Raw genomic sequence first — 15,766 nt, forward strand, 5'->3', positions numbered from 1 at the left:
GAACGTCAGGCTGAGATCAGCGTTTTGCCGGCAGCCACGAGGCTTTCCGCGCCATCGACAACACGCGCTTTCAGGGCACCCGCCTCGCCGAGCAGGTTTTCGGCAAAGAAGCGGCAAAGGCCGATGCGGCCCTGATCGGCAAGAGCGCCCCGCGCCAGATAGGCGCCGCCGGCGGCAAGCGAGATCAGCCTGAGATAAGGCGTCGCACCCGCCAGCGCCTCCTCCGTCCGGCCGTCCGCCGACAGTTTTTGCAGGAAACGCGTCGCCTGCGTCAGATCGCCGAGTGCTGCGTCGAGCGCATCCGCGGTGCGACCGAAACCCTGCAGATTTGAGGTGCGCACGGCGTTGGTGGCCGCAGCCAGTTCGCCGATGAAGCCATGCACATGCTCGCCGCCGCCGAGCGGCAGCTTGCGGGTGACCAGGTCGATCGCCTGGATGCCGTTGGTGCCCTCGTAGATCGGCGCGATGCGCGCGTCGCGGTAGAGAGCCGCCGCGCCGGTCTCCTCGATGAAGCCCATGCCGCCATGCACCTGGAGGCCGAGCGAGGCCACTTCGACGCCGACATCGGTCGAAAACGCCTTGGCCAGCGGCGTCAAAAGATTGGCACGATCACGCCAATGCGCGGCCTGGTCACCGTCCGAGACCCGTGCCATGTCGATCGCATGGGCACAGGAATAGCTGATCGCCCGCGCCGTCTGCGTCAGCGCCTTCATGGTCAAGAGATTGCGTTGCACGTCGGGGTGGTGAACGATTGGCGCCATGCCGGCGCCGACGTAGTCCGCCGCCTTGCCCTGGCGGCGCTCATTGGCATAGGCGATCGCCTTCTGGGTGGCGGCTTCCGCGACGGCTACCCCCTGCATGCCGACGGCCAGGCGGGCATTGTTCATCATGGTGAACATGCAGGCGAGGCCCTTGTTCTCCTCGCCGATCAGCCAGCCAATGGCGCCGGGCTTGGCGCCCTGGAACCCGTCGCCATAGATCATGGTGCAGGTCGGCGAGGCATGTATGCCGAGCTTGTGCTCGAGGCCGGAACAGAAGACATCGTTGCGGGCGCCGAGCGAGCCGTCGTCGCCGACCAGGAATTTCGGCACCAGGAACAACGAGATGCCGCGCGTGCCGGCAGGCGCGTCGGGCAGCCGCGCCAGCACCAGATGGATGATGTTGTCGGTGAAATCGTGCTCGCCATAGGTGATGAAGATCTTCTGGCCGAAGATGCGGTAAGTGCCGTCGCCGGCAGGCTCGGCGCGGGCACGCAAGGCAGCGAGGTCCGAGCCCGCCTGCGGCTCGGTCAGGTTCATCGTGCCCATCCATTCTCCGGAGACGAGCTTTTCGAGATATTTTGCCTTGAGCTCATCCGAAGCATGCTTGTCTAGCGCTTCGACCGCGCCCATGGTCAGCGTCGGGCCGATGCCGAAGGCCATGGCGGCCGAATTCCACATTTCGAGCGCGGCGACGCCCAGCATGGTCGGCAGCGCCTGGCCGCCATACTCCTCGGGCCCGGACAGCGCGTTCCAGCCGCCATCAATCCAGCGGCGATAGAGCTCCTTCCAGCCGGGCGGCGTGGTGACGGCAGCGTCCTTCAGCACCGCACCGTGTTCGTCGCCGATCTTGTAAAGGGGAGCCACTTCCTCGGTGGCGAAACGGCCTGCTTCGCCAAGGACGGCATCGACCAGATCCTCGCTGAGATCGCCAAATGCGCCGGTATCGAGCCCCTGCTTGAGCCCAGCCACGTGCTTCAGCGTAAAGGCGATATCCTCGACCGGTGCCCGATACATGCCGCTCGATCCTCCTGATGCATCGGCCTCGCCGACCCTAGAGCCAGTGCCACCGCAAAACCACCCGCCTTTGGGCGGTCTCTCATCTTCTTTTTACGTAAACGTCAAATTTTGTCACGCGGATTTTGCAATCGCGCCGGCCTGTATTAAATTCTATCGAAGCCGGATCAAGTCGACCGGCGGCAGACCAGAACCAGCCGACCGGAACATCTCATGCTCGCCAGACCCGACGCCTACCGTTGCATCGAATGTGGCCTGCCCTATCGCGCTCCGGGGTTCTGGTACCATGAGGGCAGGCTGGAACATGGTGCGGCCTACTGGTCGGATCGCGGCATATTGTGCTCGCCGCAATGCTCGCTGGCGCACCACCGCAAGCGCGCCGCCGAAGGCACGCTGCAGCAGGAGCCCGCGCCCGACCCGTTTGAATTTCCGCCAAGCGTCCGGCGCTAGCAGATAATCGCCCGCCGAGCATCTTGCGTTGCCGGCGACGGAAATGACCATCGTGTCGTCTATGTTCAGAAGGCGATCTTTACGCCCAGCTTGCCACTGACGGTTGAACTGTCTTGGGACCATTTGCCCCGAATCTCGCTGCTGACGGTGGTCGATTGGGACATTTTCAGATTGAAGCCTGCCGACACCGCCGCCGAGAAGTCCGCATCTTCGAAGCTACTCTCGATACCGGACACGCTCGCGGTGTTTGAATAGCCGAAGCGCTGCTGCAGATCGGCTCGCGCGTAAGGGCTGATCACCATACCGTTTCCGAGTTGATAATCGGCATAAACTCCAGGTTCGAACTTGATCGCGCCAAATGACAGGCGGCTTTTTCCGTACGAAACGCCAGAGCTGTCCGTGTAGTCGTCGCCCGTGAAACTGACGCCAAGCAATCCGCCACGCAGATCGAAGCGCACCCGATCGGTCAAGTTGAAGATGTGGCCGATCGACCCCGTCACGGCGTAGCCTTGTGTGTCATACGTGCCGGAGCCGAGGCCTGTGCTTTCGACATCGGTGTTGCCGAGGAACGCCGATGCAGCCACCAGCATATAGCTGGTGCCGCGACGATAGAGCCCATAACCGCCGAACATGCCGCTTCTGTTGGTGGCTTCGCCGTTGGGAGGAAAGAAGCCGAGCGCATTGGCATCCACGTTGGCCGATGCATAACCGCCAAACAGCCCCAGGTTCAGACCGTGCTCATTGTCGAAACCGAAATGCTTTGCAGCGTTGAAGTCCACGCTGACCGCGGCGGAAAACTCGTCGACGTCGAAATCCGGTCCGGTGATCACGGTCGGTCCCTGTGAAATCGTGAAACCGTCGTGCTTCGTGTGCGCCAACTGGCCCGAAGCGAAGACGCCGAACGGCGTCGACAAAGCTTGCGGAGGTCCGTTCGCAAGGCCGACATCTGACTCGATTGCGTTATCGACAACGCCCAGAAGCGCATCCAGGGACGTGTCGACAACCGCGCCATTGGCTATGCCGTTGAGATAGCACTGCCCTGACAGAACAGTCCCCTCGCCAACGAAGACGCAGGCAGCGGCCTTCGAAGGCAGGAGGACGACCATAGCACCGATCGAGAGCGCAATCGCGTTGACCGGGTCAAAATGCCATTTCCTTGCTGTCATTGTCATTTCCCCTCTTTATTACAAGTAAGACAATAATAATCAGGGATGCAATTCGCCGACGATATTCAAAATATCCGTCCGGCTTCAGCGTGCGCGCTCGACATACTGCGACTTCACTATGACGACTATAACAGGTTATGCCCCGAGAAGATACGGTTTCGAATGTCGAATCGATTTCCGCTTGCCGGCACGGCTGCGGTCCTTGCCGAGCGGGTCTTTCGACGCGCGTGTAAAACGATCGTTCGGGCCGCCCCGCTCGACCGATCAAACGCGGGTCGCGAGACCCTCGCCCTTTCTTTGAGGCGGTTTGTGGTGTAAAATTCACTGGTCTTCGGAGATATGGGTTTCCGGCGTCCGAGGGGCGGCGCATCAGCAGGACGGACACTTCGACGGCGCGAACGTTGTCGCAGCTGAAACGAGCCCGTGACATGACCCACAGTTTCTTCCGGCACTTTGCTGCAATTCTGCTGGTCGTGTTTTTCGGTTCGATGGGGGCCCAAGCCGCGGTCGAGGAAGTGCTTGCGTCAAAGCCAAGCAAGCGGCTTGCCATCGTCATTGGCAATTCGAATTACCAAAGCGCGCGCCTTCAACATTTGACCAATGCGGTAAACGACGCCACGCAACTCTCCGAAAGTCTGAAAAGGCTGAATTTCGACGTGCTGACGGGGCTCGACCTTTCGTCGGACGGGTTTGCCAAGCTCTTTGACAGGGCCGACAGCAAACTCGCGACCGCCAGCGCCGTGGTGATCTTCTACGCCGGCCACGGCGTTCAGTTGCAGGGGGAGAACTATCTCCTGCCCGTCGATACACCCGATCCCGAAACCCTGGAAAAACTGACCGCGGGCGCGGTCAAGCTAAACGACGTGATCGCAAAGTTTTCCAACCGGGAGAGGCAGACGTTCATTTTTCTTGACGCTTGCCGCAACAACCCGGTCGGTAAAGGCACCAGCGTCATGGATGGCCTTGCCCAGGTCGAAGTGGGTGAAAACACGTTTGTCGCCTTCGCGACCCAGCCAGGCAACATCACGGCCGATGGCTCGGGAGACAACAGCCCCTTCACCACAGCCCTGTTGAGGAACGTTGAGATTCCCGGGCTCAGCATCTCGGATATGATGATCCGCGTTCGCAACGAGACCGAGGCACTCACCGCAGGTCGTCAGGTTCCATGGGACCAGTCGAATCTTCGCGAGCAGTTCTATTTCACCGAGCAACAAGAGCTCGACCCGGCTCAGTTGAGCGCCAGCCTGTCTCGCATTCTGTCGGACCCGGCCGCCAAGAAAAAACTGCAGGTCGAGCTTGCTTCCAACGACCTGCAGACCGCCGTGCTTATCGTGGGACAAACATTGCGATCAGCCGAGATTTCAGTCCCGCCCGGCGCTTCGCCGGAACCGGCGGGTACGCAGCTTGCCAGCCTTGAAGGAGCCCGGCAAAGCGTGGTTTCCGGTCTTGAAACATTGATCGTCGGCACGTCGGCCGGTGAGCCGGCCCCTGCGAAAGCGACCGACCTCGCACGCAACATCCAGACGGAATTGCGCCGCTTGGGCTGCTATCGCATGACGGTCGATGGAGATTGGGGCAAGCACTCGGTCCAAGCTCTCAACAGCTACTACAAGAACACCAAGCGGGTCGCCTCGGCGACCGAGCCAACGGTTGAACTTCTGGGCGATCTCTTCTTGCACTCCGGCCGCGTCTGCAAGGATCCGGTCATCATGAAGGCCAAGCCGGCGAAGGTCGCGTCGGACACGGCTCCGCTGCGCCAGAAGGGAGCGGCGAGCCGGAAGGCCTCCACGCCCTCACGCTCGCCATCGTCACGTCCAGCCGCTCCCCCTCCCGACATCAGTGGCGGAATTGGGATTGGCGGTGTGTTCTAACCTGGCACGGGGTGCCCCGGCATCGAGAAGCATTCCTTAACCATGACGGTTCAGGATTTGCCTTTGATCAACGGGGATTCCCTGTTTTGAAATTGCCAAGGCGTTTCCATCGCCGTTCAAAGAGCGCTGTGCCAACGCTCGTCAAACCCCTTTTCCCTGGGCATACAGCTTCTCTAAAACCTCTGTCTATTTTCTGGCGACACGCACTGACGCCTCTGGCTTTCGCGGCGACGGTGGCGCTGTCGATGGCGGCACAGGCTTCGGATTTCTCCGAGCCGTGGAAGAATGCCGACCGCGCCCTGGTGGTCGATGCCTACGAATACAATTCAATCGACTGGGCGCAACTTGCCACCGACAAGCGCATCGTCGGATTCATCAACAAGGCTTCCGACGGCATGCCGCCGCCCTATTTCTGTTTTGGCGGCGACACCGACGTGAAGCTCTGCAAGGCGCTGTGGAAACGCCATGCGGTGACGCGCGAACTGTTCCAGACGCGTCGGGTCGTGGCCAAGGCGCTCGGCATGAAATGGGGCGCCTATCACCTGGCCCGCCCCGGCAACCCGGTCGAGCAGGCCAACAATTTCCTCGATTTTGCCGATCCCGCGCCGGACGATCTCATGGTTCTCGACCTCGAGGGCAACGATCCCTCGCAATGGATGTCGCTCGAAGATGCCGAGGAGTTCGTACGCCAGGTGCATCGGCGCATGGGCCGCTTCCCGGTGCTCTATACCAACGGCAAGACGGCCCAGTACATCGCCGACAATCGCTACAAGTACCGGCTCCTGTCGCGGCTGCCGCTTTGGTACGCGCGCTACAAACCTGATATCGACGTGCATTTTCCGATGGGCAACTGGCAAGGCTATGCGCTCTGGCAATTTTCCGCGCAGGCCAATTGCGGCCGCTTCCGTTGCCCCTACAGGGTAGCCGGCACGCCTAACGATATCGACGTCAACGTCGCACCGACCGATGCCGCCACGCTGCGCCAGCAATGGCCCTTTGGCGGGCTGATCGACGTACCATCGGACTATCTTGCCAGCGTGCCGGTGCCGCTCTCGCGCGAGGCAGCGCTCGCCGGCAAGGCGACACTGACCTATGCGGATGTGGCGACGCCGCCGACGTTCGAGGAAATGGTCGCGGTGCTTGGGTCGCGCTGGTCGAAATTCCGCGACGGGTTCCGCATGCCTGTGGTGAAGACGGTGCCGCGCCGGCCAGGCTTCGGCATTGTGCAATATGTCGCCTGGAAGCGAACCGAACAGCGTTCGCCCGAGCAGCTCGACGCCGCCTTCGCCGGGGCCGATCCGGTCAGCACCGCTTCGACCGAAATCGGCCCCGGCCAGCAATAAGCCGCCGTGCCGTAACTCAGCTCGCCTGCTCGCGCGCCACGGCCTGCCAGCCGATGTCGCGACGGCAGAATCCGTCCGGCCAGTCGATCCGGTCGAGCGCGGCATAGGCCCGCGCCTGCGCCTCGCCGACCGTGGCTCCGGTCGCCGTGACATTGAGGACGCGGCCGCCATTGGCAACCAGAGCGCCGCCATTGATGGCGGTGCCGGCGTGGAAGATCTGGACGCCTTCGCCCGCCGCCTGCTCGACGCCGCGGATGACGGAGCCTTTTTCCGGCGTGCCTGGATAGCCCCGCGCGGCCATCACCACGGTGAGCGCCGCCTCGTCGCGCCAGCGTATGGAGGTGTGCGCCAACTGGCCGTCCACGGCGGCGTTGAGCAGCACCAGCAAATCGTCCTTCAGCCGCATCATCAGCACCTGGCATTCCGGATCGCCGAAACGGGTGTTGTATTCGATCAGCTTCGGCCCCTTGTCCGTGATCATCAGCCCGGCGAACAGAATGCCAGCGAAGGGCGCGCCAAGATCGGCCATTCCGCGCATCGTCGGCTCGATGATTTCGCGCATGGTGCGCTCGACCATCTCAGGCGTCATCACCGGCGCCGGCGAATAGGCGCCCATGCCGCCCGTGTTGGGGCCGACGTCGCCGTCGCCAACGCGCTTGTGATCCTGTGCCGTGCCAAAGGGCAGTGCGGTGGTGCCGTCGCAGAGGCAGAAGAAGCTCGCCTCCTCGCCGGTCATGAATTCCTCGATCACCACTTCCGCGCCGGCGGCTCCGAAGGAACCCTCGAAACAGGCATCGAGTGCCGCCAGCGCCTCGTCCAGCGTCATGGCGACGGTGACGCCCTTGCCGGCGGCGAGCCCGTCGGCCTTGATGACGATCGGCGCACCAGTCTTTTCGACATAGGCCTTGGCGGAGGCCAGGTCGCCGAAACGGCCGTAGGCGGCGGTCGGGATGTTATATCGCGCGCAGAGGTCCTTGGTGAAACCCTTCGAACCCTCCAGCCGCGCGGCGGCTTTCGACGGTCCAAAGACGCGGATGTTCTCTGCGCGCAGGTCGTCGGCAATGCCGGCGACGAGCGGCCCTTCCGGGCCGACCACGACGAGGTCGATTTTTTTCTCCCGGCAGAAGGCGGTCACGGCGGCATGATCGGTGATATCAAGCTTCACCAGTTCGGCCTCGCTGCCGATGCCCGGATTGCCGGGGGCCGCGTAGAGCTTGGTCAGCACCGGCGAGGCGGCGATCTTCCAGGCAAGCGCATGTTCGCGGCCGCCGGAGCCGAGAAGAAGAACGTTCATGGCCACCTCACAATGCAAACCCTGGAGAGCACCCGCTATTGCTCTCCGGGCGATGGGTCAAGGCATCAGGGTGTTTTGATCAAAATTGCACACGGGAACGTTATCCCAGCCGAAATCGGCGCCGGCCATCGTCGCCGATTTTCTGGCCCGCTTCAGGCGGGAAAAACCACCGGGAACCAGTCCTCGCGCAATTTCTGGCCCGGCTGCATGCCATGACCGTGATAGGGCGGCGATGTGCGGCCCGGCCGTTCGACATAATGGGCATCGTCGCCGACCCAGCGCAGTGACAGTGCCCGGCGCCGTGCCGCGGTAAGGTTGCCGCGCGCGCCATGCGCTGTACGGAAGTCGAACAGGATGGCATCGCCCGGCTCCATTTCCCATTCGAGAACCTTCATCGACGGATCGTTGTCGGGATCGGGGACCGGCAGATAGTCGCCCTCGCCGGCATAGAAATTGCTGTCGTCGAGCCAGCGCACCGGCAGGATCATCTTGTCCCATTTGTGCGAGCCGGCGATCAGGCGCAGCGTCGCCTCCTTTACCGGATCGATGGGAATCCAGAAGCTTACCGTCTGCTGGCCGTCGACGAAATAATAGGGGATGTCCTGATGCCAGGGCGTCGGCTTCTGCGTGCCGGGCTCCTTGACCAGAACGTGGTCATGGAAGAACTGCGCGGTGCGCGACTGCATCACCGCCGCCGCCAGTTCGGCGGCCGGCGATTCGCGCACCACCCTGACGAATTCGGGAATACGCTCCCAGTTGCAGTAGTCATCGAAGAAACTGCCGCGACCATTGGCGATGTCGGAAGCGGTGGCGCTGCGGTTTTGCATATTGCGCTCGATGCCGGCGGCAATCGTGTCGACCCAGCCCTTGAAGGCGCCGCGGATGCAGACCGCGCCGTCCCGCTGGTAGTCGGCGATTGTGTCCGCATCGATCAGGTCGGTGTCGATGGCGCGGATAGCAGTCTGGGAAGCCATGGTGTCCTCCTTTCAGGATCGACACGACTATCGCAATCCGTACTCATTCAGTAAAATAATAACTTCTCATCTGACACATAGAGTGAGACTATGAGCCTAAGCCTCACGCAGTTGCGTTATCTGGTCGCGGTTGCCCGCCACGGCAGCGTCACCGGCGCGGCCAGGACACTGAACATCTCCCAACCGTCGATTTCGGTGGCGATCGACGCGATCGAAAAGGATTTCGGGCAAAAGCTCTTCGTGCGCCAGCGTGGAAGCGGCGTTTCGTTGACCTCGTTCGGCCGTGTCGCCGTGGCGAAGGCAAAGCAGGTTCTTGCCGCGACGGACGAACTCATGAGCCTGGGCTCGGGCAACTCGGCCGTCGGCGGCGAGTTGGTGCTTGGATGCTTCGAGGATCTGGCGCCATATTTCGCGCCGGGTCTCATCCGCGCGTTTTCCGAGCGCCATCCAGACGTGGCTGTTGTCGTTCGCGACGAAACGTTCGAAACGCTCGGGCGGCGTGTGGCGGACGCCGCCATCGATCTTGGCCTCAGTTACGACCTCGGCCTGCCGTCGCATTTCGCCCGCATCCTGCTGCACGAACTGCGACCGCACGCGCTGTTGCCGGCAGGCCATGCTCTGGTGGATCGCCCCGAGGTCAGCCTGGCGGATCTGGCCGCATATCCGCTGATCACGACGGACCAGCCGCAGAGCTGGCAGCACATGCTCGATCTGTTCCGCAGCCGTGGTCTCGCGCCAGTGGCCGACAGGGCGACGAGTTCGTTTGAACTCCAGCGCAGCATGGTGGCGAACGGTTTTGGTGTCGCCGTCAGCTACACAAGGCCGCACGGGGACCGCAGTTATGACGGACTGCCGCTGATCTGCAAGCCGCTATCGGATCCGCTGCCGATGCAGCGCATCATCCTCACCTATGACACGCATCAGCGCGTATCGAATGCGGCACTCGCATTTGTCGAAACAGCGAAGGCCTGGTTTTCCACGCGCGACATCTTCACCTCCTGACGGGTTGACGGTCGTCCCTGTTCCGCTTGCCGCTTGACGGTTTCCACGCCTGCTGCCACTCCATGGACATGGAACCTATCCAGTCGAAAACGGCCCAGGGCCGTGTCGCCGATGCGCCGAATGGCCATTGGGTCTACCGCGTGCTGCCGCGCGCGGTTTGGCCCTACGCACAACTTGCGAGATGGGACAGGCCGATCGGCTGGCAATTGCTTCTGTGGCCGTGCTGGTGGTCGGCGGCGCTCGCGGCGAGCGCCTATCCGCGTCCCGGCGACCCGCTGCTCTCGCTGCTGCCGGCGCCATGGTATCTCGTGCTGTTCCTGGTCGGCGCCATCGCCATGCGCGGCGCCGGCTGCACCTACAACGACATCGTCGACGAAGGCATAGACAACCAGGTCGAACGCACCCGCTCGCGCCCGCTGCCGTCCGGCCAGACCACGCGTCGGCGGGCCTGGCTGTTCCTTGCGCTGCAGGCCCTGGTCGGCCTTGCCGTGCTCCTGCAGTTCAACAGCTTCGCCATTCTGCTCGGCGTCTGCTCGCTGGCGATCGTGGCCATCTATCCATTCATGAAGCGGATAACCAATTGGCCGCAACTGTTTCTCGGCCTTGCCTTTTCCTGGGGTGCGCTGATGGGATGGGCGGTCGAGTTCGGCGATCTCGATGGCCCCGCCATCATGCTCTATATCGGCTCGATCCTGTGGGTGATCGGCTACGACACGATCTATGCGCATCAGGACAAGGAAGACGACGCCATTGTCGGCGTACGCTCGACGGCACGGCTGTTCGGCGACAACACCAAGGCGTGGCTGGCAGGGCTTTATGGCGGCACGCTGGTCTGCTTCGCCATCGCCTTCGCCTCGGCGCAGGCACCGGTGGTGGCGCTGGCGGGATTGATCGCCGCCGGCGCCCACATGGCCCGCCAGATCGCGGTTCTGGATATCAACGATCCGGACCAATGCCTGCGGCTGTTCCGGTCGAACAACCAGGTCGGCTGGCTGATCTTCCTCGGCCTGATCGGCGGCGCATTGTGGGTGGCGCTAAAGCCGCTGGTGTAGCGGCTTTTCTTATGCCTTGGCCCTTCGCAGGCTCAGGGCGTTCGAAGCTCGAAAAGCCAAGCAATTGGCTTTTCGTTCGCCTGCGCGAACCGCTTCTCACTCCCTCGAAATAATCTCCTGGCCGCCGATGACCAGCCTGAGACCAAGGTTGCCGGCCCTGCGGCGGGCGAGGAAGCGCGGGCGGCGCGTGGTCGAAATGCGGCCCTTGCGGCGATCCTGCGGCGGCAGTGTCTTGATGGCGGCGCCGAGCGATTCTTCCAGCGTGCGGGCAACGCCGTCCGATTCGATCAGGAGCATCGGCAGCCGGTAGGCATCGGCCCAGGCGCGCCAGTCGGCGGCGACATCATCGAGGTCGTCGGCCACCAGCAGAGGCACCGACAGCATTGGATCGTTGTGCAGGAGTTCGAGGGTAACCGTGACATTGCCGTCCGGATCCTCCATCGCGCGGGCGGCAACGCCGCGGAACGCATTGGCGGGCAGTGCGATGATCGCCGGCACGCCGCTCATCTCCAGCATGCGACGGATCACGGCGCCGCGCTGGTCGATGGTGAAGGTCACGTCGCCATAGTCGTCGCGTGTGGCGTAGCTAACCACCTGCGGCAGGCGGAATGGGTCGAGGCGCATGTTGCGTCCCGCCCAGACTGGCTTCAGTCCAGTGTTCATAGAGTGCCTTCCTGTCTGTCTCCTGAGAGCCGGTGTCCGGTTCTCTCCGGGCCAGTTTTCCCGGCCTCGTTATGGGGAAACAGTAGCGTGGGCTCCTTACCGCCGCGCTTAAGAAAGTCGGTTAAATTTTGCTGATCTCAGGGATGGTTATCGGAATGCCACCGGGCACAAGATGTTGAAAGGATCAGATAACCTTACCGGGATTCATGATGCCGGCAGGGTCGAAGGCAGCCTTCACCCGGCGCATCAGATCAATGGCCATCGGCGGCGCGGTGGCGATCAGTTCGTCGCGCTTCAACTGGCCGATGCCGTGCTCGGCCGAGATCGATCCATGGAAGGACCGCACGACATCGTGCACGGCCTTGTTCATGGGATGGTAGAGGGCGAGAAACGCCTCGTCATCGCCGTCGAGCGGCCGCGAGATGTTATAATGGAGGTTGCCGTCGCCCATATGACCGAAGCAGACCACGCGGGCACCGGCACTGACCGAGGCCACCGCGCCGGCGGCCTCTTCGATAAAACGCGGGATCGATGCGATCGGCACCGAAATGTCGTGCTTGATCGAGGCGCCCTCCGGCTTCTGGCATTCCGGTAGCGTCTCGCGGAAATTCCAGAAAGCGTCGCCCTGGGCAAGACTTGCAGCGACCACCGCATCGCCAACGATGCCTTGCTCGAGACCATCCGCCAGCACCTCCTCGATCAACGCCTGGCCGTCGGCTTCCGAGCGGCCCGAGGAAACCTGCATCAAGACATACCAGGGCCAGTCATCGGCCAGCGGTCGCACGACACCTTGACCATGCTTGAGCGTGAAATCGTAAGGTCGCTTGCCGATCAGTTCGAAGGCGGTGAGCGATGCGCCGGAGCGGTCCATCGCCAGGCTGAACAGCGCCAGTGCCGCGTCGGGCGAAGACAGCCCGGCGAATGCGACCTCGCGCCCCTTCGGCTTCGGGAACAGTTTCAGCACGGCGGCGGTGATGACGCCGAGCGTGCCTTCGGCGCCGACGAACAGGTTCTTCAAATCGTAGCCGGTGTTGTCCTTCTTCAGCTTGCGCAAATCGTCGAACACCTCGCCCGTCGGCAGCACCACTTCGACCCCGAGGCACAGTTCGCGCGCATTGCCGTAGGCAAGCACGCCAGTGCCGCCGGCATTGGAAGACAGGTTGCCGCCGATCTGGCAGGAGCCCTGTGCGGCCAGCGACAGCGGAAACAGCCGGTCGGCGGCATCGGCCGCCTCCTGCAGCGTCTGCAGGATGACGCCGGCCTCCGCCGTGACCGTATTGGACAGGACATCGATCTCGCGGATGCGGTTCAGCCGTGAAAGCGACAGGATGATCTCGTGGCCGGATCTGTCCGGCACCTGGGCGCCGACCAGCCCGGTGTTGCCGCTTTGCGGCACGACCGGCGTTCCCGTCTCGGTCGCCAGCCGCATGATCCGGCTGACCTCGTCGACACTGCCCGGCCGCAGCACCAGCGATGTCGCGCCATGCCAGAGCCCGCGCCGCTCGATGAGATAGGGCTCGATGTCTTGTTCGTCGCGCAGCGCGTATTTTTCGCCAACGATCGCCGCGAAGCGGTCGATGAGAGCGGGATCGAGTTTTTGCGAAATGTCGGTCATGTGGGAAAACTACGGTGCGGGCTGTACATTGTCACGAGGGGCGGCGGCACGCGAGAGCCGGTCGTTGATGGCCTCGCCAAGACCATCGAAAGGAATCGTCTCGACGGCGATGGTGCGCGCGCCGCTGCGGTCGAGTTCCTGCATATAGGCGAAGAGATTGCTTGCCGCTTCGCGCAGGTCACCGGTTTCAGACAAATTGAGGAACGCTGCAGCATCACGCCAGCCTTCGGCCCGCTGATCCCCAAAGGCAAGCAGCGCTTCGCCTTCGCCGACCGTTCCTGCATTGAGCCGCACCCCGGCACCCGGCGCGTAGTGCGAGGCAAGCATGCCCGGCGCCTCGATGCCGGCGGCGCCGCCGCGCAACAGAGCCATGCCGATGGCCGCCTCGATTTCCTCGGCGGCGACGCCGCCGGGCCGCAGCAGCCGCAAGCTTCCCTCTTCGGCCTTGACGATGGTCGATTCCAGCCCGACCGGCGTCGCGCCCCCATCGACCACCAGCTTGATGCGCGTGCCGAGATCCGCCGCCACTGCTTGTGCGGTCGTCGCGCTGATCTTGCCGGATGAGTTCGCGCTGGGTGCGGCAAGTGGCCGGCCAAGTTTTGCGATGAGGTCACCGCCAAAGCCCCTCGGCATGCGCAAGGCAATGCTATCGAGCCCGGCCGTGACCAGCGGATGGATGCCGTTGCCGGGCCGCTGCGGCAACACCAGCGTCAGCGGACCTGGCCAGAACGCCTGCGCCAGTTTCCTCGACAGCGGATCGAATATTGCGATGCGCTCGGCCATCACCATGTCGGCGACATGGGCGATCAGCGGATTGAAACGCGGCCGCCCCTTGGCCTCGAAGATACGCGCCACGCCGATGCCGTTGGTGGCATCGCCGGCAAGCCCGTAGACGGTCTCCGTCGGGATGGCCACGACATCGCCCCCCTGAAGCAGAGCCAGCGCCCGCTCCAGCGCTTCGTCGACGGCAAGTATCTCAGCCACTCTCGTCACCTCGCAGATGCCGGCTGCGTAGTACGATGGCGGCTATTGGGCAAGCCGGCTGTTGGGCAAGAGAGGGTCTTGGCGATTTATCAATTCCTAAAATGCTACGTTTCCGCGAAAGCCGGTATCAATTCCGGTCCGCTACCGTGAGGGCCTGGGCAAAGGGGAGTGGTCAAACGTGTCTGTGCGTATCCTGCTGGGGATCACCCTGGCGGCGTTGAGCGGTGGAGCTCAAGCCTCGTCGCTTGTCTTTCCCGGCGCGCCGGCCGCGACGCCCTCTATCCTTGCCCTGAAGGCGGACGGCATCCGGGCAAGCGACGCGCTGTCCGTCGTTGTGCTCGGCGAACCAGACGTCACCTATGAAAAGGTGGCGGCGATCCCCAACGCGCCCGAGCCACGGCATGGTTTCATGCCAGGCCCGATGATCATTCGCGGCGGCGTGGTCGGCGGCGACTTCTCGACACCGACGCAAGTCAAGGCACCGGCCACGACCACCACCACCGCTCCCGCTCCAGCCCAGACTACCGCCTCGGCGGCTCCGGCGTCGGGCACGCAGAAGAAGCCGACCGCACGGGCAGCCGCATCGACGCCCGCTTCCGGGGCCGGCAAGGTCAAGTAGCGGCCACAAATTGCTGGGCTGGCCAGATCGTTGACAGCTTGACGGCGCCCTGCGCACCATTGCCGCGCGAGTTCGTCCTGGCGTATCTGGCCGCTCGAAGCCGCCTGGATTTGGTCAAGCGATTCAGGCTAAGGGGCGGCTCGGGCAGACGGGCTTCGCCGTTCAAAGGGGGTTGATCATGAGACTATCCAAGACCGTTACCGTGGCCGCGCTTTTGCTGGCATCGCTGCTGGGTGCCAGCGCGGCGCAAGCCGATGACATGCTGGGATCCTATGTGGCGCGTATTTCCGATCGGGATCATCAGGCGAGCGACGGCTATGCGCTGGACAGCGCCGCGCAGATGGTGCGGCAGGACCGCGCCAACTGGCACAAGTTCCATCGCCGCGACCGCGACGATGAGGGTGATGCCTGGTTCAGGACCAACGACCAGCGCGCCGATCTGCAGCGCATGCTGGAGCGTCCCGGCGCGATGAGTTCCTCGACCAAGCGCGCCATCGTCAATGGCGAACCGCTGATCCAGGTCGATGTCTACGAAAACAGTGTGCGGGTCAGCATCCTGGAGAACTGACAAGCATCCGGGACGACGGATAAAAAAGGGCGGCGCCGATGCGCCGCCCCTTCTTCCCGACAGAACCGGATTGAAATCTCAGGCCGCTTCTTCCTTGTCGTCGTCTTCCTCGGACTCGCCGTCTTCGGCGTCTTCTTCGTCCTCGGCGTCGTCGCCTTCGGCCTTCACGGCTTCATCGTCGTCTTCGTCAGACTCTTCGCCGTCTTCATCGTCGCCTTCTTCGTCATCGCCGTCCTCGTCGTCATCCGACAGATCGGCGGCTTCGACCGTGGCGGCGGCGGCGTGATCGATGGCGGTTTCGGAAGCGGATTCAAGCGCCTCGGCGGCGGCCGAGGTTTCTTCAGTCACTTCGATTTCGTGATCGGAATTCATGGAAGCCTCCGTTGGGTT

The 15,766-nt window shown here is 63.1% G+C and carries 15 protein-coding genes; 7 read left to right on the top strand and 8 right to left on the bottom strand.

The features are described from left to right. Positions 1–5: 5 nt before the first annotated feature. Positions 6–1,775 (bottom strand): acyl-CoA dehydrogenase family protein, encoded by a 1,770-nt coding sequence (locus MesoLj_RS28515; RefSeq protein ID WP_202323361.1) that lies wholly within the window; start codon positions 1,773–1,775, stop codon positions 6–8. 213 nt (positions 1,776–1,988) lie between these two features. Here MesoLj_RS28515 and MesoLj_RS28520 point away from each other — a divergent pair, with 213 nt between their 5' ends. Next, entirely contained in the window at positions 1,989–2,225 is a 237-nt protein-coding gene (locus MesoLj_RS28520; RefSeq protein ID WP_140768952.1) for a hypothetical protein, read from the top strand. 65 nt (positions 2,226–2,290) lie between these two features. Here the strand turns inward: MesoLj_RS28520 and MesoLj_RS28525 are convergent, their stop codons facing one another. Beyond that, positions 2,291–3,391 (bottom strand): autotransporter domain-containing protein, encoded by a 1,101-nt coding sequence (locus MesoLj_RS28525; RefSeq protein WP_244735185.1) that lies wholly within the window; start codon positions 3,389–3,391, stop codon positions 2,291–2,293. A 428-nt stretch (positions 3,392–3,819) separates the two neighbouring features. On the opposite strand from MesoLj_RS28525, the gene MesoLj_RS28530 reads away from it, so the two are divergent. Together MesoLj_RS28530 and MesoLj_RS28535 are read left to right on the top strand one after the other, a co-directional pair. Further along, the gene (locus tag MesoLj_RS28530; RefSeq protein ID WP_202323363.1) at positions 3,820–5,262 is read left to right on the top strand and encodes a caspase family protein; all 1,443 of its coding nucleotides are present in this window, start codon (positions 3,820–3,822) and stop codon (positions 5,260–5,262) included. 245 nt (positions 5,263–5,507) lie between these two features. Further along, the gene (locus MesoLj_RS28535) at positions 5,508–6,605 is read left to right on the top strand and encodes a glycoside hydrolase family 25 protein (RefSeq protein WP_202323364.1); all 1,098 of its coding nucleotides are present in this window, start codon (positions 5,508–5,510) and stop codon (positions 6,603–6,605) included. Between the two features lie 16 nt (positions 6,606–6,621). Here MesoLj_RS28535 and purD read toward each other — a convergent pair whose 3' ends face one another. Together purD and MesoLj_RS28545 are read right to left on the bottom strand one after the other, a co-directional pair. Next, the gene (gene purD, locus MesoLj_RS28540; RefSeq protein ID WP_202323365.1) at positions 6,622–7,899 is read right to left on the bottom strand and encodes a phosphoribosylamine--glycine ligase; all 1,278 of its coding nucleotides are present in this window, start codon (positions 7,897–7,899) and stop codon (positions 6,622–6,624) included. A gap of 152 nt (positions 7,900–8,051) precedes the next feature. Then, complete coding sequence (locus MesoLj_RS28545; protein WP_202323366.1) at positions 8,052–8,873, bottom strand: phytanoyl-CoA dioxygenase family protein; 822 nt, start codon at positions 8,871–8,873, stop codon at positions 8,052–8,054. A gap of 90 nt (positions 8,874–8,963) precedes the next feature. Here MesoLj_RS28545 and MesoLj_RS28550 point away from each other — a divergent pair, with 90 nt between their 5' ends. Further along, positions 8,964–9,875, top strand: coding sequence for a LysR family transcriptional regulator (locus MesoLj_RS28550; RefSeq protein WP_202323367.1), 912 nt, complete (start codon positions 8,964–8,966; stop codon positions 9,873–9,875). Between the two features lie 68 nt (positions 9,876–9,943). Further along, positions 9,944–10,927 (top strand): 4-hydroxybenzoate octaprenyltransferase, encoded by a 984-nt coding sequence (gene ubiA, locus MesoLj_RS28555; protein ID WP_202327505.1) that lies wholly within the window; start codon positions 9,944–9,946, stop codon positions 10,925–10,927. A gap of 96 nt (positions 10,928–11,023) precedes the next feature. On the opposite strand, the gene MesoLj_RS28560 is transcribed toward ubiA, so the two are convergent. From MesoLj_RS28560 to MesoLj_RS28570, 3 genes are all read right to left on the bottom strand, one after another. Then, a complete protein-coding gene (locus MesoLj_RS28560; protein WP_140768968.1) occupies positions 11,024–11,590 on the bottom strand; it encodes a DUF6101 family protein in 567 nt (188 codons plus the stop codon). 184 nt (positions 11,591–11,774) lie between these two features. Next, a complete protein-coding gene (locus tag MesoLj_RS28565; RefSeq protein WP_202323368.1) occupies positions 11,775–13,205 on the bottom strand; it encodes an FAD-binding oxidoreductase in 1,431 nt (476 codons plus the stop codon). A 9-nt stretch (positions 13,206–13,214) separates the two neighbouring features. Further along, on the bottom strand, positions 13,215–14,189 hold the full coding sequence (locus MesoLj_RS28570; RefSeq protein ID WP_202323369.1) for an L-threonylcarbamoyladenylate synthase: 975 nt from the start codon (positions 14,187–14,189) through the stop codon (positions 13,215–13,217). A 178-nt stretch (positions 14,190–14,367) separates the two neighbouring features. Between MesoLj_RS28570 and MesoLj_RS28575 the strand changes: the two genes are divergently transcribed. Both MesoLj_RS28575 and MesoLj_RS28580 read left to right on the top strand, forming a co-directional pair. Next, positions 14,368–14,808, top strand: coding sequence for a hypothetical protein (locus tag MesoLj_RS28575; protein WP_140768974.1), 441 nt, complete (start codon positions 14,368–14,370; stop codon positions 14,806–14,808). A 178-nt stretch (positions 14,809–14,986) separates the two neighbouring features. Further along, entirely contained in the window at positions 14,987–15,376 is a 390-nt protein-coding gene (locus MesoLj_RS28580; RefSeq protein WP_172351411.1) for a hypothetical protein, read from the top strand. 78 nt (positions 15,377–15,454) lie between these two features. Here the strand turns inward: MesoLj_RS28580 and MesoLj_RS28585 are convergent, their stop codons facing one another. Continuing rightward, positions 15,455–15,748 (bottom strand): ATPase, encoded by a 294-nt coding sequence (locus MesoLj_RS28585; protein ID WP_140768978.1) that lies wholly within the window; start codon positions 15,746–15,748, stop codon positions 15,455–15,457. Between the last annotated feature and the right edge of the window lie 18 nt (positions 15,749–15,766).

The organism is Mesorhizobium sp. 113-3-9, from assembly GCF_016756515.1.
GTDB lineage: Bacteria > Pseudomonadota > Alphaproteobacteria > Rhizobiales > Rhizobiaceae > Mesorhizobium.

What these genes read in the sequence shown, in the direction of transcription:
- MesoLj_RS28515 (WP_202323361.1), bottom strand. Translation starts at nt 1,775, where the DNA reads ATGTATCGGGCACCGGTCGAGGATATCGCCTTTACGCTGAAGCACGTG.
- MesoLj_RS28520 (WP_140768952.1), top strand. Translation starts at nt 1,989, where the DNA reads ATGCTCGCCAGACCCGACGCCTACCGTTGCATCGAATGTGGCCTGCCC.
- MesoLj_RS28525 (WP_244735185.1), bottom strand. Translation starts at nt 3,391, where the DNA reads ATGACAGCAAGGAAATGGCATTTTGACCCGGTCAACGCGATTGCGCTC.
- MesoLj_RS28530 (WP_202323363.1), top strand. Translation starts at nt 3,820, where the DNA reads ATGACCCACAGTTTCTTCCGGCACTTTGCTGCAATTCTGCTGGTCGTG.
- MesoLj_RS28535 (WP_202323364.1), top strand. Translation starts at nt 5,508, where the DNA reads ATGGCGGCACAGGCTTCGGATTTCTCCGAGCCGTGGAAGAATGCCGAC.
- purD (WP_202323365.1), bottom strand. Translation starts at nt 7,899, where the DNA reads ATGAACGTTCTTCTTCTCGGCTCCGGCGGCCGCGAACATGCGCTTGCC.
- MesoLj_RS28545 (WP_202323366.1), bottom strand. Translation starts at nt 8,873, where the DNA reads ATGGCTTCCCAGACTGCTATCCGCGCCATCGACACCGACCTGATCGAT.
- MesoLj_RS28550 (WP_202323367.1), top strand. Translation starts at nt 8,964, where the DNA reads ATGAGCCTAAGCCTCACGCAGTTGCGTTATCTGGTCGCGGTTGCCCGC.
- ubiA (WP_202327505.1), top strand. Translation starts at nt 9,944, where the DNA reads ATGGAACCTATCCAGTCGAAAACGGCCCAGGGCCGTGTCGCCGATGCG.
- MesoLj_RS28560 (WP_140768968.1), bottom strand. Translation starts at nt 11,590, where the DNA reads ATGAACACTGGACTGAAGCCAGTCTGGGCGGGACGCAACATGCGCCTC.
- MesoLj_RS28565 (WP_202323368.1), bottom strand. Translation starts at nt 13,205, where the DNA reads ATGACCGACATTTCGCAAAAACTCGATCCCGCTCTCATCGACCGCTTC.
- MesoLj_RS28580 (WP_172351411.1), top strand. Translation starts at nt 14,987, where the DNA reads ATGAGACTATCCAAGACCGTTACCGTGGCCGCGCTTTTGCTGGCATCG.
- MesoLj_RS28585 (WP_140768978.1), bottom strand. Translation starts at nt 15,748, where the DNA reads ATGAATTCCGATCACGAAATCGAAGTGACTGAAGAAACCTCGGCCGCC.